The 24,868-nt window shown below is 49.0% G+C and carries 23 protein-coding genes, 1 tRNA gene and 2 pseudogenes; 18 read left to right on the top strand and 8 right to left on the bottom strand.

Features of this window, described 5'->3' with window-relative positions:
• Positions 1 to 45: 45 nt before the first annotated feature.
• Positions 46 to 687 (top strand): hypothetical protein, encoded by a 642-nt coding sequence (locus HV302_RS19620; RefSeq protein ID WP_016151861.1) that lies wholly within the window; start codon positions 46 to 48, stop codon positions 685 to 687.
• A gap of 66 nt (positions 688 to 753) precedes the next feature.
• Positions 754 to 1,809: a DNA polymerase IV gene (dinB, locus tag HV302_RS19615; protein ID WP_181626472.1), complete on the top strand. Its 1,056-nt coding sequence runs from the start codon at positions 754 to 756 to the stop codon at positions 1,807 to 1,809.
• Between the two features lie 53 nt (positions 1,810 to 1,862).
• Here the strand turns inward: dinB and pepD are convergent, their stop codons facing one another.
• Complete coding sequence (gene pepD / locus HV302_RS19610) at positions 1,863 to 3,320, bottom strand: cytosol nonspecific dipeptidase (protein ID WP_016151863.1); 1,458 nt, start codon at positions 3,318 to 3,320, stop codon at positions 1,863 to 1,865.
• Between the two features lie 261 nt (positions 3,321 to 3,581).
• Here pepD and gpt point away from each other — a divergent pair, with 261 nt between their 5' ends.
• From gpt to crl, 3 genes are all read left to right on the top strand, one after another.
• On the top strand, positions 3,582 to 4,040 hold the full coding sequence (gene gpt / locus HV302_RS19605) for a xanthine phosphoribosyltransferase (RefSeq protein ID WP_003031380.1): 459 nt from the start codon (positions 3,582 to 3,584) through the stop codon (positions 4,038 to 4,040).
• A 98-nt stretch (positions 4,041 to 4,138) separates the two neighbouring features.
• Entirely contained in the window at positions 4,139 to 5,383 is a 1,245-nt protein-coding gene (frsA, locus tag HV302_RS19600; protein ID WP_016155767.1) for an esterase FrsA, read from the top strand.
• A 57-nt stretch (positions 5,384 to 5,440) separates the two neighbouring features.
• Positions 5,441 to 5,842 carry a sigma factor-binding protein Crl gene (crl, locus tag HV302_RS19595; RefSeq protein ID WP_016151866.1) on the top strand — a complete coding sequence of 134 codons (402 nt, stop codon included), beginning with the start codon at positions 5,441 to 5,443 and terminating at the stop codon, positions 5,840 to 5,842.
• 57 nt (positions 5,843 to 5,899) lie between these two features.
• Here crl and phoE read toward each other — a convergent pair whose 3' ends face one another.
• The gene (gene phoE / locus HV302_RS19590) at positions 5,900 to 6,955 is read right to left on the bottom strand and encodes a phosphoporin PhoE (RefSeq protein WP_181626471.1); all 1,056 of its coding nucleotides are present in this window, start codon (positions 6,953 to 6,955) and stop codon (positions 5,900 to 5,902) included.
• Positions 6,956 to 7,244: 289 nt separating this feature from the next.
• On the opposite strand from phoE, the gene proB reads away from it, so the two are divergent.
• The 13 genes and pseudogenes from proB to HV302_RS19525 all read left to right on the top strand — a co-directional run bounded on the left by proB (position 7,245) and on the right by HV302_RS19525 (position 21,385).
• Positions 7,245 to 8,348, top strand: a complete 1,104-nt coding sequence (proB, locus tag HV302_RS19585; protein WP_003031373.1) for a glutamate 5-kinase — start codon at positions 7,245 to 7,247, stop codon at positions 8,346 to 8,348.
• An 11-nt stretch (positions 8,349 to 8,359) separates the two neighbouring features.
• A complete protein-coding gene (gene proA / locus HV302_RS19580) occupies positions 8,360 to 9,613 on the top strand; it encodes a glutamate-5-semialdehyde dehydrogenase (RefSeq protein WP_181626470.1) in 1,254 nt (417 codons plus the stop codon).
• Positions 9,614 to 9,894: 281 nt separating this feature from the next.
• The gene (locus tag HV302_RS19575) at positions 9,895 to 10,614 is read left to right on the top strand and encodes a Crp/Fnr family transcriptional regulator (protein ID WP_047498426.1); all 720 of its coding nucleotides are present in this window, start codon (positions 9,895 to 9,897) and stop codon (positions 10,612 to 10,614) included.
• Between the two features lie 596 nt (positions 10,615 to 11,210).
• Entirely contained in the window at positions 11,211 to 11,798 is a 588-nt protein-coding gene (gene ecpA / locus HV302_RS19570; RefSeq protein WP_046276283.1) for a common pilus major fimbrillin subunit EcpA, read from the top strand.
• A gap of 52 nt (positions 11,799 to 11,850) precedes the next feature.
• Positions 11,851 to 12,528: a hypothetical protein gene (locus HV302_RS19565; RefSeq protein ID WP_046276284.1), complete on the top strand. Its 678-nt coding sequence runs from the start codon at positions 11,851 to 11,853 to the stop codon at positions 12,526 to 12,528.
• A 47-nt stretch (positions 12,529 to 12,575) separates the two neighbouring features.
• The gene (locus HV302_RS19560; protein WP_094169205.1) at positions 12,576 to 15,068 is read left to right on the top strand and encodes a CS1-pili formation C-terminal domain-containing protein; all 2,493 of its coding nucleotides are present in this window, start codon (positions 12,576 to 12,578) and stop codon (positions 15,066 to 15,068) included.
• A gap of 4 nt (positions 15,069 to 15,072) precedes the next feature.
• On the top strand, positions 15,073 to 16,689 hold the full coding sequence (locus tag HV302_RS19555; RefSeq protein ID WP_181626469.1) for a fimbrial protein: 1,617 nt from the start codon (positions 15,073 to 15,075) through the stop codon (positions 16,687 to 16,689).
• The gene (locus tag HV302_RS19550) at positions 16,686 to 17,381 is read left to right on the top strand and encodes a fimbria/pilus periplasmic chaperone (protein WP_047417050.1); all 696 of its coding nucleotides are present in this window, start codon (positions 16,686 to 16,688) and stop codon (positions 17,379 to 17,381) included. Before HV302_RS19555 ends, HV302_RS19550 begins: the two co-directional genes overlap by 4 nt.
• Before the next feature lie 144 nt (positions 17,382 to 17,525).
• Positions 17,526 to 18,257 carry a winged helix-turn-helix domain-containing protein gene (locus HV302_RS19545; RefSeq protein WP_019076099.1) on the top strand — a complete coding sequence of 244 codons (732 nt, stop codon included), beginning with the start codon at positions 17,526 to 17,528 and terminating at the stop codon, positions 18,255 to 18,257.
• Positions 18,232 to 18,695 (top strand): annotated as a pseudogene (locus tag HV302_RS19540) (hypothetical protein). Before HV302_RS19545 ends, HV302_RS19540 begins: the two are co-directional and overlap by 26 nt.
• Before the next feature lie 342 nt (positions 18,696 to 19,037).
• Entirely contained in the window at positions 19,038 to 20,486 is a 1,449-nt protein-coding gene (locus HV302_RS19535; protein WP_046276289.1) for an EAL domain-containing protein, read from the top strand.
• 313 nt (positions 20,487 to 20,799) lie between these two features.
• On the top strand, positions 20,800 to 21,144 hold the full coding sequence (locus HV302_RS19530; RefSeq protein WP_235116686.1) for a methyltransferase family protein: 345 nt from the start codon (positions 20,800 to 20,802) through the stop codon (positions 21,142 to 21,144).
• 165 nt (positions 21,145 to 21,309) lie between these two features.
• Positions 21,310 to 21,385 (top strand) — tRNA-Thr (locus tag HV302_RS19525).
• Positions 21,386 to 21,399: 14 nt separating this feature from the next.
• Here the strand turns inward: HV302_RS19525 and HV302_RS19520 are convergent.
• The 6 genes and pseudogenes from HV302_RS19520 to HV302_RS19495 form a co-directional block, all read right to left on the bottom strand.
• Positions 21,400 to 22,557, bottom strand: a complete 1,158-nt coding sequence (locus tag HV302_RS19520; protein ID WP_230133458.1) for a site-specific integrase — start codon at positions 22,555 to 22,557, stop codon at positions 21,400 to 21,402.
• Positions 22,440 to 22,787 carry a helix-turn-helix domain-containing protein gene (locus HV302_RS19515; RefSeq protein ID WP_074147367.1) on the bottom strand — a complete coding sequence of 116 codons (348 nt, stop codon included), beginning with the start codon at positions 22,785 to 22,787 and terminating at the stop codon, positions 22,440 to 22,442. Before HV302_RS19515 ends, HV302_RS19520 begins: the two co-directional genes overlap by 118 nt.
• 45 nt (positions 22,788 to 22,832) lie before the next feature.
• Positions 22,833 to 23,069, bottom strand: a pseudogene (locus tag HV302_RS19510) (DUF4060 family protein); the annotation flags it as partial.
• 2 nt (positions 23,070 to 23,071) lie between these two features.
• Positions 23,072 to 23,977: a DNA adenine methylase gene (locus HV302_RS19505; RefSeq protein ID WP_234692740.1), complete on the bottom strand. Its 906-nt coding sequence runs from the start codon at positions 23,975 to 23,977 to the stop codon at positions 23,072 to 23,074.
• Positions 23,946 to 24,131, bottom strand: a complete 186-nt coding sequence (locus HV302_RS19500; protein ID WP_181626468.1) for a DUF1317 family protein — start codon at positions 24,129 to 24,131, stop codon at positions 23,946 to 23,948. The genes HV302_RS19505 and HV302_RS19500 overlap by 32 nt, the downstream gene beginning before the upstream one ends.
• Positions 24,128 to 24,859: a hypothetical protein gene (locus tag HV302_RS19495; RefSeq protein WP_181626467.1), complete on the bottom strand. Its 732-nt coding sequence runs from the start codon at positions 24,857 to 24,859 to the stop codon at positions 24,128 to 24,130. The genes HV302_RS19500 and HV302_RS19495 overlap by 4 nt, the downstream gene beginning before the upstream one ends.
• Between the last annotated feature and the right edge of the window lie 9 nt (positions 24,860 to 24,868).

Genomic DNA, 24,868 nt, shown 5'->3' with positions numbered 1-24,868 from the left:
GTCCCCCACGCAACGTGGGGGCAATTTATTCCTCAGGAAGGCAATGTGATAGATGTAACCCATATTATTCCATTGGAGATTCATACTGATAACGTCACCGATGTAGCCTGTCAGGGGGCGCATTTCGACAAGGTCTCAGGTATCTGGTACACCGAACCCCACGAGCTAAACGGGGCGCTTCGTGACTATGTCTACGACACCGACAATTTTAATATTGTCGCGCCGTACTATCTGGTGATTACCTCGAAGATGCACTGCTGGAGCTGCCACCAAATTACCCGCATCCATGGCGTGATGTTTACCCGCTTTATTAAGAAAAATCAGGATGGTCAGGGCTGGCAGTCGGTCAGGCGTAACAGCTTTTTGTTCCACATTAATTCTCTGCCTGAAGAGATAAAAAAGAACATCAAAGCCAGCAATTACTACCTCGATAAAAGTAAAACCACCGGGCTACGTTACTGGATGAATCACTGTGAAATTTGTGGTGAACGTCTGGGCGACTACGAGCTTTTCTGCGTTGAAAATGATGCCTTCCGCCTGATGACAATCGAAAAACTGCTGCGGGCAAATGTTCGCAAAGTGAATAAACTGTTTGTCAGTACGGCGGGGAATCCCGCAGAACATACGAAAAAGGATATTGTGCGTTACCTGTGCGATGCCCGCTTCGTCATGAATGGTCCGGCGTAAGGAATAATCATACTTCTCACACTATAAAAATACTGTATACTTAAACAGTGTTGTGGGAGGCGAGTAATGCGCAAAATCATACATGTTGATATGGACTGCTTTTTCGCAGCGGTGGAAATGCGCGATAACCCCGCTCTGCGTGACATTCCCATTGCCATCGGCGGCAGCCGGGAGCGCCGGGGGGTTATCAGTACAGCCAATTACCCGGCGCGCAAATTTGGCGTGCGTAGCGCGATGCCAACGGGAATGGCGTTAAAGCTATGCCCGCATCTTACCTTATTACCCGGTCGCTACGAGGCTTACAAAGAAGCCTCCCGCCAGATTCAGGCGATTTTCTCCCGCTATACCTCGCTGATTGAACCCCTGTCGCTGGATGAAGCCTATCTGGATGTAACCGACAGCACCCACTGCCACGGTTCTGCCACGCTGATCGCCCAGGAGATCCGCCAGACGATTTTTAACGAGCTGCAGCTAACCGCCTCCGCCGGGATTGCGCCGGTTAAATTTCTGGCAAAAATAGCCTCCGATCTCAACAAGCCCAACGGGCAATATGTGATTACCCCTGCCGATGTTCCTGAATTTCTCAAAACGTTACCGCTCGGCAAAATTCCCGGCGTCGGCAAAGTCTCCGCCGCGAAGCTGGAATCAATGGGATTGCGTACCTGCGAGGATGTTCAAAAATACGACCTGGCAATGCTGCTCAAACGTTTTGGTAAGTTTGGTCGCGTGCTGTGGGAGCGAAGCCAGGGCATTGACGAGCGGGACGTTAACAACGACAGACTGCGCAAATCCGTCGGCGTGGAGCGCACGCTGGCGGAAGATATTCATAAGTGGTCAGAGTGTGAGGCGATTATTGAGCGGCTTTATCCCGAACTGGAACGGCGTCTGGCCAAGGTAAAGCCGGATCTCCTTATCGCTCGCCAGGGGATAAAACTCAAGTTTAATGATTTTCAGCAGACCACGCAGGAGCACGTTTGGCCGCGCTTAAATAAAGATGACTTAATTGCGACGGCGCGTAAAACCTGGGAAGAACGTCGGGGAGGGCGAGGCGTGAGGCTGGTGGGATTACACGTCACGCTGCTGGATCCCCAACTGGAAAGACAGCTGCTGTTGGGGCTGTGACTCTGATGGATTGCCGGATAAGCGCAGCGCTATCCGGCATTTAGCGCAGAATCTTACTTCGCCGGAATCGACTTCAGCAGTTCAGTCAGCAGCGTCCAGTAGTGACCAACGCTTTCGATATGAACCTGCTCATCCGGGGAGTGCGGACCGGTGATGGTTGGCCCGATGGAAACCATGTCCATTTCCGGATACGGTTTCTTGAACAGACCACATTCCAGACCGGCGTGAATGATCTGGATGTTTGGCGTTTTGTTGAACAGACGCTGGTAGGTTTCGCGAACCAGGTGCATAACCGGAGAGTTAGCATCCGGCTGCCAGCCAGGGTATCCGCCTTTGGCCTGGGTTTTCGCGCCAGCCAGTTTACCCAGTGAATCCAGCATGCTTACCACGTAGTCTTTACCGCTGTCGATCAGGGAACGGATCAGGCAGTGAATTTCAACGTTGTCGTCAGTCATGGTTACAACGCCGACGTTCAGGGAGGTTTCTACCACGCCTTTGGCTACGTCGGAATTGCGGATAACACCGTTCGGGGTGGCGTTCAGCAAACGTACGAAGCTGTCGCGAGACTGAGTGGTCAGCGCGGCTTTGTCGTGAGTAACGGCATCCAGCAGCAGAGCCAGGTTCTTCTCTTTGGCTTCCAGTTCGTTTTTCAGGATTTCCTGGTAGGTGTTGACCAGCGCTTTTAACGCATCAACTTTATCTGCCGCCACGGCGAGGGTGGCAAAGGCTTCACGCGGAATTGCGTTGCGCAGCGTACCGCCGTTGAAATCAACCAGACGCAGATCCAGCTCTTCAGCGTGACCCGCCAGGAAGCGTACCAGCAGCTTGTTAGCGTTACCGAGACCAACGTGGATTTCGCCACCGGAGTGACCGCCTTTCAGGCCTTTCAACGTCAGCTTAAAGCTCTGGAAGCCAGCCGGGATTGCTTCACGGGACAGCGGCAGGTTAGAGGTAAAGTCGATACCGCCTGCGCAACCCATATAGATCTCACCTTCTTCTTCTGAGTCGGTGTTGATCAGGATATCTGCCTGCAGCCAGTTAGCCTGCAGACCAAACGCGCCATCCATACCTGCTTCTTCGGTCATGGTCAGCAGCACTTCGAGCGGACCGTGTACCACGTTGTCATCAGCCAGAACGGCCAGTGCGGACGCCATACCGATGCCGTTATCCGCACCCAGCGTGGTGCCACGGGCTTTTACCCATTCGCCGTCAATATAAGGCTGGATAGGATCTTTAGTGAAGTCGTGCACGGTGTCGTTATTTTTCTGCGGGACCATATCCAGGTGCGCTTGCAGAACGACCGGCTTGCGGTTTTCCATTCCTGCGGTAGCGGGTTTGCGAATCAGGATATTACCGACCTGATCGCGCTCGACGTGGAAACCTTTCTCTTGGGCCCAGCTCAGAATGTGTTCAGCGAGCTGCTCTTCATGGTAGGACGGATGAGGAATAGAACAGATTTTGGCAAAAATATCCCACAGCGGTTGCGGGGATAACTGAGACAGTTCAGACACGTTGAGTCTCCTTGGCGATGTCCTACAAAACTTGCTTGCAGGCCACAGGGTTAGCAGAATTAAAAACATCACAAGTCAGGCTTGCGCGATGCGATTGAGAATACCACTTTCTCCGCTGACGGCTAGCATAAAGCATGCAAAAAGAGGCGCGGATTCCGCGAAACACTGGTTTTTAGTGCGTCAGATCTCTATAATCTCGCGCAACCTATTTCCCCCTCGAACACTTTTTAAGCCGTAGATAAACAGGCTGGGACACTTCACATGAGCGAAAAATACGTCGTCACCTGGGACATGTTGCAGATCCATGCACGTAAACTGGCAAGCCGCCTGATGCCTTCTGAACAATGGAAAGGCATTATTGCCGTTAGCCGTGGTGGTCTGGTGCCGGGCGCATTGCTGGCGCGTGAATTGGGTATTCGTCATGTCGATACCGTATGCATCTCCAGCTACGATCACGACAACCAGCGCGAACTGAAAGTGCTGAAGCGTGCCGAAGGCGACGGTGAAGGTTTCATCGTAATTGATGACCTGGTTGACACCGGTGGTACCGCCGTAGCGATCCGCGAAATGTACCCTAAAGCGCATTTCGTCACTATTTTCGCTAAGCCGGCAGGTCGCCCGCTGGTGAATGATTATGTTGTTGATATCCCTCAGGATACCTGGATTGAGCAGCCGTGGGATATGGGCGTAGTGTTCGTTCCGCCGATCTCGGGTCGCTAATCTAAAAAGTTTTCAACGCCCGCACTGTCGGGCGTTGTTCTTTTTGTGCTGTGTCAGGTTACACTATGCCTTAGTGAGTACTCATGGAGGCTGCAATCATGTCACAGGCTAACCTCAGCGAAGTCCTGTTTAAACCCCGCTTCAAACACCCTGAAACGTCAACGCTGGTTCGTCGTTTTAATCACGGCGCGCAGCCGTCCGTACAATCGACCCTGGATGGCAAAACCATCCCGCACTGGTACCGCATGGTGAACCGCCTGATGTGGATCTGGCGTGGCGTCGATCCGCGCGAAATCCTCGAAGTGCAGGCACGTATCGTCATGAGCGAAGCCGAACGCACCGATAAAGAGCTTTACGACACGGTTATCGGCTATCGCGGCGGAAACTGGATTTACGAGTGGGCGAAGCAGGCGATGGACTGGCAACAGAAAGCCTCTATGGAAGAGGATCCGCAGGTGAGCGGACGCCACTGGCTGCATGCTTCCACGCTCTACAACATCGCTGCTTATCCGCACTTAAAAGGCGATGAGCTGGCAGAGCAGGCGCAGGCTCTGGCCAATCGCGCCTATGAAGAGGCCGCACAGCGTCTGCCGGGCACGCTGCGTGAGATGGAATTTGCCGTTACCGGCGGCGCGCCGATTACCGGCTTCCTGCATATGCCAAAAGGCGACGGTCCGTTCCCGACGGTGCTGATGTGCGGTGGCCTCGACTCCATGCAAACGGATTATTACACTCTGTATGAGCGCTACTTTGCCCCGCGCGGTATTGCCATGCTGACGCTGGATATGCCGTCGGTCGGGTTCTCGTCAAAATGGAAACTGACCCAGGACTCCAGCCTGCTGCACCAGCACGTATTAAAAGCGCTGCCGAATGTTCCGTGGGTGGATCACACCCGTGTGGCGGCCTTCGGCTTCCGTTTTGGCGCCAACGTGGCGGTACGCCTGGCGTATCTGGAATCATCACGTCTGAAGGCGGTGGCCTGTTTGGGTCCGGTGGTTCATGCGCTGCTTAGCGACCCGCAGCGCCAGGCAAGCGTCCCAGAAATGTACCTTGACGTTCTGGCCAGTCGTTTAGGGATGCACGACGCATCCGATGAAGCGTTGCGCGTTGAGCTTAATCGCTATTCATTAAAAGTGCAGGGCCTGCTGGGCCGACGCTGCCCAACGCCAATGCTGTCGGGGTTCTGGAAAAACGATCCGTTTAGCCCGGAAGAGGAGTCGCGTTTAATCACTTCTTCATCTTCTGACGGTAAGCTGCTGGAGATTCCATTCAACCCGGTGTATCGCAATTTTGACAAAGGGCTGCAGGAAATAACCGGTTGGATCAATCAGAGATTGTGTTAAAAGTTTGCTAAATTTTATCGATTTGGTAAAACAGGTGCTTCACCTAAGGAGATCGTAATGACGTTACCGAGTGGGCATCCGAAAAGTAGATTGATCAAGAAATTCACCGCGCTTGGCCCGTACATCCGGGAAGGGCAGTGCGAAGATAATCGGTTTTTTTTCGATTGTCTGGCTGTTTGCGTCAATGTGAAACCCGCCCCAGAGAAACGCGAGTTTTGGGGCTGGTGGATGGAACTGGAGGCGCAGGAAAAACGCTTCACGTACAGCTACCAGTTTGGCTTGTTCGATAAAGACGGGAACTGGACTGCGGTGCCGGTGAAAGAGACTGAAGTGGTAGAGCGACTGGAATACACCTTACGTGAATTTCATGAAAAATTACGTGGGTTGTTAACGTCGCTGAATCTGGCGCTGGAGCCTGCTGACGATTTTAACGATGAACCGGTTAAATTAACGGCATAATGAACAGTAAAATGCCGGATGGCGGCGCAACCCCATCCGGCATTTTTTTATGCTACATCAGAACTGATAAACCATACCGACAGCAACGATATCATCATTGTTGATGCCCAGTTTATTGTCGCTATCGAGCTGGTTGATTTTATAATCGACAAACGCGGACATATTTTTGTTGAAATAGTATGTTGCGCCAACGTCGATATAATTCACCAGATCCTCATTGCCTACGCCTTCAATATCTTTCCCTTTTGACAGCACATAACCCAGTGACGGACGCAGACCAAAGTCAAACTGGTACTGAACTACCGCTTCGAAGTTCTGTGTTTTATTAGCGAAGCCACCGGAAATTGGCGTCATATTGCGCGTTTCAGAATAGAACGTCGCAATATAAATATCGTTAGCATCATATTTTAAACCGGTTGCCCAGGCTTCTGCTTTATCGCCAGTCCCACGCGTTTGCAGATTCTGCTGGTTGGTACGATCGGAGTTGGTATACGCACCGCTCACCGCGAAATCGCTGCCGCCAAAGTCATAGGTAACGGAAGTACCAAAACCGTCGCCGTTTTGTTTTTTCACATCACGGTCCTGATTTTTCCCCTGGTATTGCAGGGTGAGATCCAGACCATCCACGACGCCGAAGAAGTCGGTGTTACGGTAGGTCGCCAGGCCGCTGGCGCGTTTGGTCATAAAGTTATCGGTCTGCGCGGAGGAGTCGCCGCCGAATTCCGGGAACATATCGGTCCACGCTTCCACGTCGTACAGCGCGCCGAGGTTACGACCGTAATCAAACGAGCCAAGGTTTTTTAATTTCAGACCGGCAAAGGCCAGACGGGTTTTTTGCTGGTTTGAGTCGTTTTCGGCTTTATTGCCGGCGAACTCTGCTTCCCAGCGGCCATATCCCGTCAGTTCATCGTTAATTTGCGTTTCGCCTTTAAAACCTAAACGGATATAGCTCTGGTCGCCGTCTTTGCTGTCATAATCCGTCATGTAATGCATGGCTTTTACTTTGCCGTACAGGTCCAGTTTATTACCGTTCTTGTTATACACTTCCGCTGCCTGTACGGATGCCGACGCAGTAATACCCATCACCACTAATGCCAGAGTGCTCTTTTTCATTTTCATTCCTGATTAAAAGTACGCGCTAATATTCACTGGGTGTGATCCCCGTTAAAAGACAGGAGGGTTTTTAACGTCTGGTAATGAACGTTTTATGACAAAGTAAGAATATTTTTAAAAAAGGATGTTTTTTTGTTTCTGTAATAAATGCGTCAAAATCTGCCGCTACGCTTGCTGATCCTGCGCAATAAAATTTCATGCTTTGTGCGCTGGTTGTTGGCAACCGGGGCCAGTCCTGCTAAAACGTTCGTTTGATATCATTTTCCCCAATTTTGAATGGCAGAGAATCATGAGTGACAGCCAGACGCTGGTGGTAAAACTTGGCACCAGTGTGTTAACGGGCGGATCGCGCCGCCTGAACCGCGCCCACATCGTAGAACTGGTTCGCCAGTGCGCGCAGCTCCATGCCGCAGGGCATCGTATTGTTATCGTTACCTCGGGCGCGATTGCCGCCGGACGTGAGCATCTGGGATACCCTGAGCTCCCGGCAACGATAGCCTCGAAACAGCTGTTGGCGGCGGTAGGGCAGAGCCGATTGATTCAACTGTGGGAACAGTTGTTCTCGATTTACGGTATTCACATCGGACAGATGCTGCTAACGCGTGCGGATATGGAAGACAGAGAGCGCTTCCTTAACGCCCGCGATACGCTACGCGCGCTGCTGGATAACAACATCGTTCCTGTCATTAATGAGAACGACGCCGTAGCGACCGCCGAAATTAAAGTCGGTGATAACGACAACCTTTCAGCGCTGGCGGCGATTCTGGCCGGGGCCGATAAGCTGCTGCTGCTGACCGATCAGCAAGGGCTGTTTACCGCCGATCCGCGCACTAACCCGCAGGCTGAGCTGATCAAAGACGTTCACGGTATTGATGATGCGCTGCGCGCCATTGCCGGTGATAGCGTCTCGGGTCTGGGAACCGGTGGTATGGGGACTAAACTGCAGGCCGCTGATGTTGCATGCCGCGCCGGGATTGACACCATTATTGCCGCAGGCAGCAAGCCGGGCGTAATTGGCGACGTGATGGAAGGCGTTTCCGTTGGGACGCGTTTCCATGCACAGGCCTCTCCGCTGGAGAACCGTAAACGCTGGATCTTCGGCGCACCGCCAGCCGGGGAAATTACCGTTGATGAGGGGGCGACCGCAGCGATTCTGGAGCGTGGCAGTTCATTACTGCCAAAAGGTATTAAAAGCGTGACAGGCAACTTCTCTCGTGGTGAAGTGATCCGCATCTGCAATCTCGAAGGGCGCGATATTGCCCACGGCGTTACCCGCTATAACAGCGATGCGCTGCGCCGTATTGCCGGACATCACTCACAACAGATCGACACCATCCTGGGCTACGAATACGGTCCGGTTGCTGTCCATCGCGACGACATGATTACCCGTTAAGGAACAGGCATATGCTGGAACAAATGGGCATTGCTGCCAAAGCTGCGTCATACAAGCTGGCGCTGCTCTCCAGTCGCGAAAAAAACCGCGTACTGGAAACGATAGCTGATGAGCTGGAAGCGCAAACGGAAAGCATCCTCAGCGCGAACGTACAAGATGTTGAGCAAGCGCGAGCCAACGGCCTGAGCGAAGCAATGCTCGACCGCCTGGCGCTGACTCCGGCGCGTCTGAAAGCGATTGCCGACGATGTGCGTCAAGTATGTAATCTCGCCGACCCGGTCGGGCAGGTGATTGACGGCGGTCTGCTGGATAGCGGCCTGCGTCTCGAACGTCGTCGCGTTCCGCTGGGCGTGATTGGCGTGATTTATGAAGCGCGTCCAAATGTCACCGTTGACGTGGCTTCCCTGTGCCTGAAAACCGGTAATGCGGCGATCCTGCGCGGTGGGAAAGAGACGTACCGGACGAATGCGGCAACCGTGGCGGTTATCCAAAAGGCGCTGGAAGCCTGTGGTTTACCCGCTGCAACCGTGCAGTCGATAGATAACCCGGACCGCGCGCTGGTCGCTGAAATGCTGCGTATGGATAAGTACATTGATATGCTGATCCCTCGCGGTGGCGCGGGTCTGCATAAGCTGTGCCGTGAGCAGTCGACTATCCCGGTCATCACCGGCGGCATTGGGGTTTGTCATATTTATGTTGATGATAGCGCGGAGATCGACCCGGCGCTGAAGATTATCGTCAACGCCAAAACCCAGCGTCCGAGCACCTGTAACACCGTAGAAACCCTGCTGGTGCATCAGGATATCGCTGCGCGTTTTCTGCCTGCGCTGAGCCAGCAGATGGCACAAAGCGGCGTCACGCTGCATGCCGACGACACCGCGCTGGCCACATTGCAGGCAGGGCCCGCTAACGTGGTTGCGGTGAAAGCCGAAGAGTATGACGACGAGTTTCTGTCGTTGGATCTGAACGTGAAAATCGTTACCGATCTGGACGATGCTATCACCCACATTCGCGAGCATGGGACCCAGCATTCCGATGCCATCCTGACGCGCACCCTGCGTAACGCCGATCGTTTCGTGAATGAAGTGGACTCTTCTGCCGTGTACGTTAACGCCTCTACTCGTTTTACCGATGGCGGCCAATTCGGACTGGGGGCGGAAGTGGCTGTGAGTACGCAAAAACTGCACGCGCGTGGCCCAATGGGTCTGGAAGCACTGACCACCTATAAGTGGGTTGGCTTCGGTGACGACACGATTCGTGCGTAATTGAAAACGGGCGATGCCATAATAGGTCTATGATTTTCAGGTCTGTTAAGGCATTGCTCGGTTAATTCTACTCTTTACCCCGCTACCGCATTTGTTTTCTATCCTGTGTTTTATCATCATCCGCATCAGTCTGGTTTTTAGCCATGTGCTCCCCGGCGTCGAAAAGGCGACGTATCACAGAATTTTCCCTACCAGCATGAATTTTCTGGGTCTGCGGCTCACGTATTGTTCCTATGGTCCAATCTATTAGAATCAGTCTCATTTTTATGAGGAGTCGTTGCGTGAAATCGGATATTCACAAACATAGCATTCCTGTTGTGCCACTCGGCAACCCGTTTCCCCCCCGCCATTGTTCACTGTGTCCAAAGGGCGCGGCGATTGATCGTGATAATCAATACCGATTAATAGACAAAAGAAGGAAGTTTAAAGCGGGGGAGATACTCGCCCGCCAGGATGGAGCCGCGGACATGCTTTTTGTTATTCACGAGGGGTACTGCACGTCCAGCGTGGAATGTGGTGATAACGATTTTATCAGTCGCTTTTATGTTCCGGGAGACATCATGGCGCTGGATGCCGTTGAGGGGGGTAAGTATCTGACAACGATCAAGGCTGCAACGGCTGCGGAGGTATGTCATATCGATATTGCGCGGTTGTTCAAGGCAGCAGAAAAGGAGCCGTCGGTTGCAGCGGCAGTCATCAAGTTTCTCTGCAGGGACAATGGATTCATTGTTGAAAAACTACGGCGTTATGCCAATAAACATGCTGAGGCCAGAATCGCTGCTTTCCTCGTGGAGTTTTACGAAATGCATTTACGTATTGGCAGGCCTGAAACGACGCTTCGCTTGCCATTCTCGCGGGAGGAAATTGCCAGTTATCTCGATCTTAAAATTGAAACCGTTAGCCGCTCATTAAAATCCCTCGAACATCAAAAGTTGATTAGCTTACATCGGGTCCGTACGGTAACAATTAATAGTTATTTGGGGTTAAAAGGTTTCAGCTAACCCTATCTTTGCCGTGCGTTATTTATCTCTTGATATTCCAGGAATATTCATTTTATATGGAAAATTCCTGGTTTTATTTATGTGGAATAATTATCAATTCGAATGATAATCCTACAGGTCAGCGCTATTTTTATAAGAATATTCCCTCTTAAATAAATATTTCATGAGAATTTTCTTGTGAAGTTAAAAAGTTAGCATAATTGCAACAAATAATAAGCATTACAGAGAGAGTATGTGGATGTTAATTATCTTTATGTTTTTTAAGAGTTTTACTCCTGGGCTATTTGTATGATCTTTTTGATATTTATCAAAAACATAAAAAAGATGAATTGTTTGGTTTTTATTGTTCGTGTGGATAATAATTCTAAAAATGTACGTATTTTAAGGTAATTATATCTTAGGAAACTTCTTGGATAATGTTTTTTATAGGAAAATTCTTAGTTTTTTGTAATTTTTACGTTTCAGGGTTTGTTGAGATGTTACTTAATCCAAATGATAATTTTTTGGCGCGGCAATTCTGGCTCGCAATTAATGGAACCGCTGGAGTGACTTAATAATAAGACTCGGTGGTGAGTTTGTTCTTAGGAGAAGATAAAATGAAAAAAATATTATTAGTAACATCTCTGGCTTCTGTATTTGTTGCAGCAAATGCAATGGCAGATGTTACTGCTTCTGCAACAGCCTCGTGGGACGCGACGGCAACGAAAGATACCACCAGCATGTTGGTTGTCACCCCGCTGAACTCTTTAACTTTCCAGTATGCTGAAGGGCTGAATGCCTTCAACTCTCAGGACGGTGCTTTTGATGTGACGATTCAGGGTCAGGAGACGGCAACTGATTTTGAACTGACTGCTCAGATTATTAGTAACACTCTGATCAACGCCAGTGGTGATGCTTCTACCCTGAACGTAGGGGTGGCATGGAATGGCACTGCGCTGACTAATTCATCAGATACTGTCCTTGTTAACTCCAGCTCCACTTCTGGTCTTGAAAGCTTGATGGCTGATGGCGCTTATAACGGTGCCGATCGTGTCAGCGATCAATCCAACTTCAAATTCACCATCGCGTCAGCGACTTCTGATGGTAGTCAGACAGTAGCAGATTACTCTGCACTGCCAGACGGCTATTGGACTGGCGATGTAAAAGTACAGTTCAATGCAACCTGGACGACTCCGTCTGCCTAAGTAATAAAAATTCGGGAGAATTTTTTCTCCCGAATTTATCAGGAATGGTGTCATGAAAAAATATTTACCGGCAGCGATGTTGGTAGGGTTAGTAGCATCTTTTCCCGGATGGGCAATTAATGTTGGTGAAATCACATCGATCATGACTTCTGCTGAGAGTTCATTATCGAAAGAAATTATAAATACGACAGATGCGGCGCGTTATGTCAGTGTTTCGGTAAAACAATTGTCATCACCTTTGGCGGGGGGAATCGAAATAAAGCCCGTTAATTCCGGAGAATTACTCTCTACACCTGCCAATCTTATTCTTCCTGGCCAGGCGAAGGATGTATTTCGTTTCTTTTATAAAGGACCTGCAGATGATGTCGAGCGTTATTATCGTCTGCAATGGATAGATGAGCCGGTCACCGAGAGCGCGGAAACCCGGGCGAATAAAATGGCTGTTGCAACAGCGTCGGCTGAAATTGGCACTATCCTGGTAGTCGCGCCGCGCAAGGAGCGTTTTGAATATAGCCGAAATGGCGATGTTATTACTAATACCGGCAATGTTTCGTTTCGTGTGATCGCCTATGGGGCTTGTAAAGATAAGGCTCGCGATCGGGGACGAGGCTGTCGCGAACGTTATTACATTATGCCGGGTACAAAAATAAAATTACAGTTTACCGACATTAGTAATAGCCGTTCACGCATCGGTATCTGGCACGGTAAGCAGTTTATTACAGTGAAGTGATGGTCAATAGCAGGGATAAATAAAATTACCGGAATGTAAGGATGCAGATGACAACAACAAATATTGTCGGCGGTAGCATTTGTCTTTTTCTTGCGCTGACACCAGGATTTTCACATGCAGCCCCAGTAAAAGTGGGTAATTATGTTATCCCCAGCGCTTTCGCCCGTTCACTGGAGCAGGGAATGACGGTGCCGGTATATATTCGTTACAACGAGACTGATGAGAAAAGTCAGCAAAAAGTTGCCGATGCGGTGATTTCCCTTGTTGATGGCAATATTACGGTTAAAGCCTTGGCTCTTGCTGAATTGCCCAATAATGCCGTGTTATCTGGAAAAACCCGCGCGTTGGTGGAAAAAATTCGTGATGTGAAGTTTCACGATAACACCAACATCGAGCTATCGAATGATGCACGTCTGCAACTCAATGTCTCCTCATTTCACCTGGAGATGATTGTCAGCAAAGATGCGTTAACTGAAGCGATTGTCGCACGCAGCAGCCTGCTTGGACCTTCCAGCGTGGAGACTCTCTCTAACGTCCTGAACTATAACTTTGGCACCTACTACAACGATTATCATAACGGCAGCAGTACCCGCAGCTATCTGACGATGGACAATACAACATCGCTGCGTGAACACCATGTCAACATTAACGGTTCGTTTTACGGCATAGGCGACAGCAACAGCACCAGTAAACTCTATCGCGCGATGTATGAGCGTGATTATGACGGATATCGACTGGCGCTCGGGATGCTCGACACCTGGAATGTCCAGTCTATTGCCAGCCTGAATGCGCTGAATGGTGGGAAAATTTATGGCGTAAGCTACGGAAACAAAGGAAGTACGGTTGTTGAGAATACCTCGCTTTCGCTCACGCCAATTACCGTATTTTTGCCAGCCGCTGGCGAGGTTCATGTATTTCGTGACGGGCGTTTGCTCAGCGTACAGAACTTTAATATGGGCAGTTATGAAATTGATACCAGTCGTTTCCCGTATGGTGTTTATGATGTCACGGTAGATATCGTGGTCAATGGCCGGACAATTAATAGTCGTATCAGTCGGGTTAATAAAATCTTTGCCCGCCAACAGGCAGCCGGAATTGATCAGCTCTCATGGCAACTGTTTGGTGGCTCACTGGATTATGACCGTGTGAGTTATAAGCGAAACCACTATCAGGATTTAGGCAATGAGCAGACCTGGATTGCCGGCGGTGCCGCATCGGTGACGCTGGCGATATTGTCGGGGCTGGGCCTGAAATCTACGCTCTACGGTTTTGGCAACAATACGGTTAATGAAACGGATGTCACACTCAATGTGAATGAATACGTAAGCATTGGCAATCAGACGCTGGTAGCGAACGATTCGTCATGGCGAAACATCAGTAATATCAATCTCAATATCCCCGAGGGATATGGTTCCCTTTGGGCATCTCGTGAAGACAGTAAAATTGGCGACCGTCTGCCCATGCAGGAGCGTGACAATTATTCCATTGGTGGCACTCTTAACCTCGGAAAGTTTATTCCTCATGGCGGCTCGCTTACCGTGAGTCAGACGGAGAATCGCTACTCGGGAAATAAATACCGTAACCTGGACTACAGCACGAACCTTTATTCAGGCAAGTATGCCACGGTTGGGTTGCGCGCAGGTATTCAGCGTTATTACTACAACAACCGGAATGACGATGGGCGACAGGAACGTTATGTCAGCCTGGATTTATCGTTGCCGTTGGCGTCCTGGATGAGCATGGGCGTCTCCCGGGATCGCTATGGTAGCACTCAGGGTAATCTCAGCGCGCGCAAGCAGTATGCTGAAGGCCCCATTAAATCGGTCGGATTGTCGGCTTCGACACGCCTGAGTGGTGAGCAGTATTACGACAATAATTACTCGGTAAACGGCAATCTGAGTTATGACACGAAATATAACGCCGGCACCGTATCGGTAACGCGTTCTGCGGACAACTCCACCAATATGAACTTCTCTTCTCAAGGTTCCCTGGCGTGGGCAGGAAAAGATTTCGGTCTGAGTAAAGAGAGGCAAAGGTCAGGCATTATTGTGAAAACCGATTTGACCGGCGAAGGGAAACTGGCTGCGAAGATTAATAACCGAAATTATCTTCTCAGCGGTAAATCAAATTTCATTGCACTGCCGCCTTATGCTCAGTATAAGCTGGAGATCCTCAATGATAAAAACTCTGAAGACAGCTTTGATATTGTTTCAGGGCGCAAACAGGAACTGACGCTATATCCGGGTAACGTGGGTGTTATCAACCCTGAAGTGAAAAGTATGGTCACCGTATTCGGGCGTATTCGTTATCCCGATGGGCAGTTGGCTGCAAACACCGATATTCATAATCACATCGGTAAAACGCGTACGGATGAAAAAGGGGAGTTTGCTATCGATATCGATAAGAAATATCCGGTCATCACGTTAATTTCAGCCAATGGCAGCCTATGCGAAGCCGATCTCGATTTGGAAAAAGCACGCGGCGCAGCGTGGGTTGGTGATGTGAAATGTTCCACGCAAACCACGATGGCGCAGAGGTAATAAAATGAAAGTATTAATTAAAGTAGCTACTGTAATCTGTGCCGTGGGGAGTTTCACGCCTGCGCCTGCTTTGGCTTTAAATGCAGTATCTTCCGGCTCAGTCAGTAATAACTATTTGTTTATTGAAAATGCCATTGATAGTGAATACTTTATCACCCCCTCCGCACTCGACCCTCGTTTCAGCGGTTCAAACACGTGGATAAAATACGGTACCTCTCAGGTAAGTCTCGGGTATTTAGGTTTTGTCATCTGGACTGCGCCAGGAAATTATTATCAGGACATGTGGATTGATAATTCCCCGATTAACGGGCCTTTTCGGGGGATCCGTTGTTATAGCGGCAGCCAGTGTCCATCAACTGGATTTATTGCCGGGCAAGGCACTGATAAAAACGGCTTTTATCATGCGCAGGTAGGCTCTGTCGCAGGTGTTATTGGTGGCGCCTACGGATTCGCTTCCCTGACGGATACTGCCTATGAGTACTTTCGCAATGTGCCTACCGGTAGCAGCGAAACCTATGTGTTCAACCGTTGTTATACTTCCGTGGATTATGATTATTCTTCCGGGCAACGTTGCAAAGATCAATCGAAAGGATTATGGAATTACGTCAATTATACGTTAACCAAACGCGGTCATCTGTCACTGGTATCGACTAATGCATTTCAGGAGCTTTGGGTTGCCAGCGACGGTACGCCGAGCATCACCAAAGACACTGGTTATTGCGAGCTTGGCGTGGTTAACGGCGAAGACGGCGTGATTTGCAAAATGGTAAATTATAACCTGCAACAAACCGCCAATCTGACCGCCTCTCTGACGTTTCGCGCTTATGTCGACACGGCGATGCTTGGTTTTACGCCTGGACCGGCCACCGTGAAATACTCCGGGAATGGTTCAAACTGGTATAACTATGGTACTTCAACTGCTTATTACAACGTTTTCACGACCTCTGGAGAGTACATATATATTTTTCTGTCAAAAGTGTTCCTGAAAAAACTCGTCGATTCAGGAATTAGCATTACTAACACTCAACCGTTTACCTTCGGTTTTTATAATGGCTTAACACCTGAGTCAGGGCACTACCAGTTTACGCCTTCGCTACAGATCAATATTGTGCCGAAGGAGTATGGGATCAGTATCGTCTCTTCAGACAACACCGCTTCTGCGAGCGGCAGTGGCAAGATTGGCGACGCCGCTCCTATAGAAATAGATTACACCGTGACAGTCTCCGGTCCTCGTCAGGCTGATAGCATTACCGCGCAAGTTATCGGAGAAAGTACGACGATAAACAGTGTGCCTTACTGTCTGTTTACCTCCCCTCAAGGCGGGCTGTCAGTCCCAATCCCCGCCTTTCTGCAGTACAACAGTCAGTCGGGGGGCGTGGTGAAGAAACGAAATAGCTGTAGTGAAGCAGCAATCAATATGAGCGATGCGCAGTGGCAACAGACGCCCTGGGACGCAAATAACAATGATGATGGAAGCTACTATACTACGGATTTAAAATTGCTTTTCCCAATGAATGATTCAAGGTCGATGTTAACTGTTTCCGGTACAGATTGGGAAGGTGTCGTCAGTGCCAGTGGAGAGATAAAAGTCACGGCGAATTGGGTGGGAGTGACGCCATGAACCGCTGCCGTTTGGTGTTTAGATGGGTATTTATCTTACTTTCCGGGTTGACTATATTCTCCGCACAGGCTGTCTACCTGGAGTCGACCATTTATGAGATGCCATCGGATAAATCATTTATCAGCAAACGGATCTATAACGATAGTCAGAAACAGAATTTGTACAGTATTGGCGCAGTAAAAATTGATAAGCCTGGACCGGGAGGTGAAAACAGAAGTGCCATTGCTGAAGGCGAACTTCTGTTTACGCCGCTGAATTTTTCACTGGCTCCGCAGGCGAGTGAGTTTTTTAAGATTTTCTACCGTGGACCGCAGGATGATAAAGAACGCTATTACCGAATTCTGTTTCGTGAAATGCCGATAACGCTGTTTACCGAGCGTAATCAAGGGAAAGGAGGGCAGGCTCTCCCGGTGATCGCTATGGACACCATATTGGTTGTTCGCCCGAGAAAAATGAATCTGGCCTACACCATTGATGAGGCAAACGGAACACTGAAAAACACCGGGAATACTTTTTTTAAAATCATCGTACACCTGGGGTGCAACTCAACCGATGATGAAGCCACCATGCGTTATGTGTTGCCGGGTGAAACCTGGCGTAGTAGCGAATTGAAATCAAAAAACCGGAAATTTATCGTTGCATTGCAGAAATACATACCAGTAGGTCAGGGGTGCTTCAAACTCAATCAATAGTAAGCATTAAGTCTGATCCGATATGTCATGGTTAGATATCGAACCTATACTGTAACTATCTTTATACAATGCAGTGATCAGCTCGGCACAGATGAAATTTTAGTCATTTGCACTCAACGTCACGGTAATTAAGAGTCAGGTAGTATGAACAGTATAATTAATGAACAGGTTGAGTATGATTCCACCAGAAAAAGCCTGAAACATCGCGATACGACAATAATTCTTTCGGCGTCTACCGCGAGACTACTTGAGCTATTCATTGCCCATAAAAATCAACAAGTCCACCGCGAGTTTATCATTGAAGAAGTCTGGAAAAAGCATGGCATGGCCCCATCGGGTCATAGTCTTAATAAAAGCATCAGTATTTTGCGAAAAGCATTTAGTGAGCTGGGGGCGGGTAATCCCATTGAAACGCTGCCTCGGCAGGGATTTTTGTTCCATGCTTCGATCAGCGATGAATCGTCATCTTCCTCTGAAGATGAAACTGTGCGTTCGGTAACTGAGACGGTGAACTCATCCGTAAGACCAAAACGTAAAAACATTATTCTGTTCATTTTATTATTTGCATTTCTTGGAAGCGCTATTTTTATATTTTTAGCACTTAATTCAAGTTCCAAAAATTTTATCTATATCAGGGCAATAGATGATTGTGAACTTTATACTGCCGATGACAATAATGCTGATAAAACGAAAGCATTTTTATCTTCTGATATGTGGCGAAAAGTAAATGCGGCTTGTCATGATGGCAAGAAAACAATTGTTTTTTATGACGATAATAATTTATCAGCCGGCAATGATCTTAGAGTGAATTTGCTTGGGATTTGTACGTTAGAGAAAGGAGGGGTTGTCCGTGAATGTGAAAATTTTGTTTATTAGTGGGGCAATCTTTCTTGCAGCGATAACAGCATATTTTTTATATCGCCATCAAGAACCTGAGACGCTGACCTGCTCGGCAAAAACTTGGAGGCGCAAACTCAGAGGGTAAAAATTGAAGGTGAAGTTCTGCTGGTTTTTCGTATTTCTTCTGCTACCGAAGGGCGGGTATCTCAGATAGGAAGCCTCAATATTCAGGGTAAAAATTATGCTGTAGATCGTAATGTTATCCTGAATTTTATTGGTAAAGATCGTGATGGTTACCTGCAGACCCGTCGTGTAGCTATTGTTAAAAATAAAAATGATAATGTTCCTGATGACGTTACCGAACAACTCATGTCACGACAGGAAATTTTTTATTATAAGATCATCCATATCGCCAAAAATGTCTATGCGATCAGAGATCTGCGACGTACGTTAATGGTTTGTCGGGCAGCATGAGTAACAATAATATGTTATCCTTATGGTTTTGGTGGTTTTATATTTTGTCGTTTTTAGTATTCGTGGTTTTTTGTTTTGTCTTGCAGTGAAAATGAGCAATAGGATTTGTATTGATGAAGAATTAGGATTTTTCCTTTTTCAATAATTAAAATGGCCTTAACATTTAATGGTAATATTCATATGGATAATCGTGATTATAAAATCTGAAACTGCGTGAGATGACTTATGGATAAAGTTAATTCGCGGACTGCATTGTAATTTCTGGAGGCTAAAGGTGTTGTATATTCTCTCGTGTATAAAACGAGGGACCTGGCATGCCATAAATTTAAGTTGGTGGTAACTATGAATACGAAAAAGGTTTTTCTGCTCAGTTATGATATTTTTCTTTTCTCAGGGATAAAAGCGTGGTTGCCAAATCTGGTGTTGGTCGATGCGCGGGCATTTATTTCTGGTTCACAGTCAATTATTCCACGGTATCCATCCTGTTTACTGGTGATCGATAACCGGTTACCATTATTCCAGGTCAGGAAGTGGTTTCAGAGAAATAGCACGCAGTTTATCAATATAAACTGTATTGTTCTTCGGATGAATGAAAACCGTTCTATTAATCGGGGATATGAAGAGTATGCATTCATTAATGGACGGGAACTATCGGATCAGCTGATTTCTCAGTTGAGAGCCAATCTAATGGCTCCCAATGAGGTTGTGGAAGTCACTAAAGGTTCAGCGATATTTACGTTTCATTTGACTGAGTTTGAAGAGAAAATGCTGTATGCATCTTTCACAAAGGAAAAATTGCACGATTTTTGTCATGCTAACTCGATAACAATTAAGTCAGTGTATCGATATCGGGAACGAATTACCGCTCGTCTGGGATTTTCTCATTTTAATGAAACTATCATTTTTTTAACCAGGAATAATCTATTGCATGAAGGTTCCTCGACGAACAGTTATTCTGGTAAGAATGTAATATACGGCGAAGCATATGATGTCTCAGATTCTAGTCGACTGAGTATGGCAATAAGGAATGAAGAGATCATTCCTTATTTTCAACCCATCGTAAATATCAACGAAGATGTCTGTGGTGTTGAGGTTTTGGCTCGTTGGCCACAGGGGGATAATTATGCTATTTCTCAGCGTGAGTTTATACCGCTGGCTGAAAAAAGTGGCTTAATGAATGAGTTAACGAGCTATTTAATGAACACCGTCGCGCGTAATCTGGTCGACGGAAGCGAGGATTTCAATAAAACTTTATTCGTCTCTTTTAATGTGAGTCCATCAGGTTTAAGTAACCCCGTCTTTTATTGGGAGTGTCTTAATTTTATGGAAATAACGCAAAGGCTACCAATAAAATTGATGATTGAAATAACTGAAAACCAGACTCTCACTATTACTCCTGCAATCAAAGAGCTGATACGATCGTTGCGAAACAGAGGGGTTCTGTTTGCTTTAGATGATTTTGGGACGGGATACGCTAACCTTTGCTATCTCAATGAGTTAGACCTGGATGTTATAAAAATTGATAAAACGTTTATCAAAGCTATTAAAGAAGTTGAGCAACATATCCCTATGCTCGAGTCAATCATTCACCTTTCCGAACTCCTGGGGTTACGCATGGTGGCGGAAGGCGTTGAATATGGCTATCAGCAGCAATGGTTGGGGAAAAATAATGTTGATTACCTGCAGGGTTATCAATTTTTACCGCCAGTGACGTTTGATGATTTTATGCGTTACTACAAGCAGTCTTTAGATTTTTTTGAATCAGCGTCGGATTCTACTTTCTCAACGTAAAGCCTTTCGGGAACATCAGGGGCGGATGCCTCTGATGCAGGTATTTTTGTCGAGGTGAGTACGATAACTCCCGCCTGTCTGGTGAAGGCGATAGCCTGTTGTGAGTGAGGCATCGTTTGTTTATGTATCTAATACGGGGTATTTATAGCGGTATCAGCGTTAATTAAACCGATTCCAAGGTGAGTTCCTGGCCATGCGTCATTTCCTGACAAAATTAAGAGTCTGGTTTCCGCCGCCTCTTATCTTAGTACTTTTTCTCGTTGCGGATGTGCTGACGGCGAGTCCGCGTTTCACATTCGGCGGGGTGAATATCGTGATAAGCGCATTGCTGGCCGGCGTCAGTCTGTTGGTGATATTGCATACCGCGTGGCAGATGCGGATGAAACGTACGACCCTGAATCCGCTGCATGCACATAAATCTACCACGCTTGTTACCGACGGATGTTACGCCTGGAGCCGCAACCCGATCTACCTTGGTATGAGTGGACTCCAGTTGGCCTTTGCTCTTTGCATCGGTAGCCTGACTGGAGTACTGGCTGTACCGGTGTTTATGCTGGCGGTTGCCAGATTGCATATCGACTTTGAAGAGGAACAACTGCGAAAACATTTCGGGCTGGAGTGGGAGCGCTATGAACAACACGTTCGCCGCTGGTTATAGTAATACCCGACCACGTATAAGCATGCCTGTAACGACACGATTCGTGCGTAATTGAAACCGGATGATGCAAAAATAGGCGTTTGATTCGCAAGGCCATTGACGCATCGCCCGGTTAGTTTTAACCTTCTACCCCGTGCTCACATTCTTGGACATGTCCTTTTCAGGGCCGATATAGCTCAGTTGGTAGAGCAGCGCATTCGTAATGCGAAGGTCGTAGGTTCGACTCCTATTATCGGCACCACTAACCACGCGGGTTCACGCGATATTCACCAGCCCAGCAAAAGCGCCTTGTGCCATATTTGTGCCATTCCCCGCCAGGAATGAGTCGATTTGCATGGCGTGCTGCGTCAGGTGATTCGGTGCCAGATGTGCATAACGCTGCACCATCTCGATACTTTCCCACCCGCCCATTTCCTGTAGCGCACTGAGTGGCACGCCGGACTGTACCAGCCAGCTTGCCCAGGTGTGCCGCAGGTCATGGAAACGGAAATTTTCTATTCCCGCCCGCCTTAACGCCGCGCGCCATGCCGTGTTAGCATCAGACCGCATTTTGCGCACCGCCTTTGTTCTCGTTCCATCCGGGCGAACGGATGATTCAGTGTGAACAAAGACCCACCGGTTATGTTTCCCCAGTTGCTCCCGTAGCACCTTACAGGCCGATTCGTTCAGGGCGACCCCAATCGCCCTTCCTGCTTTCGCGTCCTCGGGGTGAATCCACGCGACCTTCCTCTGCATATCAATTTGTGACCACTCCAGATCGGTGATGTTCGACCTGCGCAGCCCTGTCGCCAGTGCAAAAATAACAACTGGCTTCATATGCTCGGGAAGCTCCCGGATCAGGTTCGCCGCTTCCTCTTTGGTTAGCCAGCGAATACGCTTATTTTTCGGCACCGGGCATTTGATGTTCGGCGCTTTGGCTATCCATCGCCATTCGTTGGCCGCGCATCGTAACAGCGCCCGGATGAAAGCAAGGTGCGTCGCCTTCGTCGCCAGCGACGCTGGTTTATCCTTAAATTCAGGAACCGGCTTACCTCTTCGCAGCAGGCTGTCCCGTTTAGCCTCCCAGTTCATTCGATGTTTGCGATTAACCATCGAACTCACCGCCGACAAGATCCTGTCTTCCGTGATTGCTGACAGGTCCATTCCTTTGAAGTGCATCCTCCAGAATCCGATCCGGCTTTTGTCATCGTCCAGGCTTTTCTTGTGCTGCTTTTCGTTAAGCCAGCGAACGCATGCTTCATCGAACGTTCGCGGTTTAAACTCCCCCATCTTATCAACTCGCCATGCTTCAGCTTTCAGCTGATCATAGAGCTCCTGCGCTTGCCTTTTGTCCGTTGTCCCAAGAGACCGTCTAATTCGACTTCCACCAGGCGTAACGAAGTCGCAGTGCCACGTACCGGCACGTTGTTTGATTGACATGCTTTATCCTCCTGCACATCAACCGCATTCACGGGTTGATTGTGGATCGGGTTCTTCACTGCCGCAATACAGTCTGTTTTGCAGATCAGATATGGGCTTTTTTTCTTATGTGGATTTTTTCGGGTAGCAGCCAGGCGACCGGACTTTATCCACTGGGCAATCGTGCCTTTATCCACTTTTAGGAAGGCGGCGGCCTCATCTCTGGTAAATACTTCTTCTTCCATCGATGTTCTCCAGTGGCCCCCAGCCGGGGCCGTCATTGTTAATAAGTGTGCCTGTGCTGGCAGGTTTCGAAGTTTACGAACGCCGATCATTGCTGTGGCGACATAGCTGGTTGCCCGGTTGACGACTTCGACAGTGACCTTCATACCATCAACCTCAACGGTGTAATTTGTCTGGTGTTTCTGCCTGCCATAATCGCCATATTTTGCGTGGTGCGCCGCCAGCGCAACATCGCAAGCGCGGCGACCGATAGGTGATTGCTTACTGCGATTAATCAGCTTCATCATCACTGCACTCCCAAAGTGGCTACGACATCACTCGCTGTTTCGCGGGTGCTGCCTTTGCTGGATATAGCCCGGCGAGCATTGACGTGGTGCAGCGTGAAGCCGTGCTGTTCGTAAAGTTCAATTACGCGCGGAGCGGTAGAATTGCTGATCACCACTTTTGCACCTCGCTGGTGGGCTGCCACACAGCTTTCCGCAAGCTCTACCTGGCTATCCCATGAGAACCCACCAGCCGCGTAGTTAGTGAAACCAGCGGTGCCGGGCAGCGGTTCATAAGGCGGATCGCAGTAAACGACGTCACCATCACCTGCCAGCGCGAGCGTGCGCCTGAAGCCTGCATTCATGAATACGCATGCGTGAGCCTTCCGCTTAAATGCCCTGATCTCTTCTTCCGGGAAATATGGCGCTTTATATTTCCCAAAGCCGACGTTAAAAAAACCGTCCAGGTTGTAACGGATCAGCCCGTTGAAGCAGTGCCGGTTGAGGTAAAGGAACGCTGCTGCGCGCTCGACCGCATCCAGCCGCTGCGCGTTGAATGCTTCACGAATTACCGTGTAGTTTTCGGCATCATTCAGATGCCTGAATGCCTTCATTGCCTCATAGATCACCGAGTCGGGGACCACCGCCAGCATCTGATACAGGTTAATCAGGTCAGCGTTGACGTCAGCCAGAAGAAAGCGTTCGTGCTTGTCTGAGTTAAGGAACACCGATCCGCCACCCACAAAAGGCTCAATAAGGCGTTTCCCTGCGGGGATCAGGCGATCCAGTGCCGGCAGCAGCGAATATTTGCCGCCAGCCCATTTAAGGAACGGGCGCTGCCAAATTCGTGATGCTGTATTGTGTGCGGGTGGCAGCTTAACCGCTTCATTGAATTGCTCAACGCAAACACTTACAAATCCGTAATTCATGCTGCACCTGCTTTTCGTTAAGTTCTTCAGCCAGTCGTTGCGCCTTCAGTGGGTTGGTAACGACATCACCCCACGGCAGCAACCATCCGTTTTTCTCTTTGAGCCAGGGAAGGCGCACCGCGCCAACCCTGATTTCGTCCTGCGCGTGCGTCATAGCGCATAGATAGAGTGAGAAGGGAACGGAAGACCGATCGGCGCAAATGGGATATCGTCGTCAAAGTCGACTGGTGGCTGACCGCTGTTCTGCTGCAAGCGAGACTGTGGTGCGCCACCAGTCTGATTTGCATAAGGGTTACCGCCATGTTGGGTATTGCGTGGGCCAGAGAATTGCGCGCCGCCGTGGATACGTTCGTCCTTGTCCTTCATCGACAGTTCAAGCGCGGCGATCGCTTCTGCCGGGGAATTTTCTGCGTGCTCGGCGTAGGTTTTACGCGTTCCCGGCTGGAAAACGTGGCGAACTTCGAACTTGTAGCCGTCGCCGCCGTCGTTTTTGGTGTACAGCACCTTCTGAAGGAACAGGCCCACCTTTTTGCCAACCAGTGCCGGGCAGTGCCATTCGATGCCGTTTTGACCCTGTACCTGCTGCGGTTGCGCCTGTTTGACCTGGGCGACCCACATAAGCGCTGATACCAGCCCCATGCCGAAAGTCTGCTGGCCGTCTTTCCCGAGGAAGTTAATGCGCAGGTAATTTGCTTTTGCCCCGTTCGAGTCCAGGCTCAGTTCGAGCGCCTGGGACTGGCTGCCATCTTTACCGAAGGTGTACACCGCAGAAACGATTTCACCCTCGTAAGCGCCGGTTTCGCTGATCCCGCCTGTTGCGCCAGCTTTCTTCGCCATCTCAGCCGTTTCGTTGTTCCACATAAAAGTCATTGGTTGGTTCATCGTTAAATC

Origin of the sequence: Citrobacter sp. RHBSTW-00859 (assembly GCF_013729795.1) — a bacterium.
GTDB lineage: Bacteria > Pseudomonadota > Gammaproteobacteria > Enterobacterales > Enterobacteriaceae > Citrobacter > Citrobacter braakii.
This window is presented reverse-complemented; position numbering and strand designations above follow the sequence as displayed.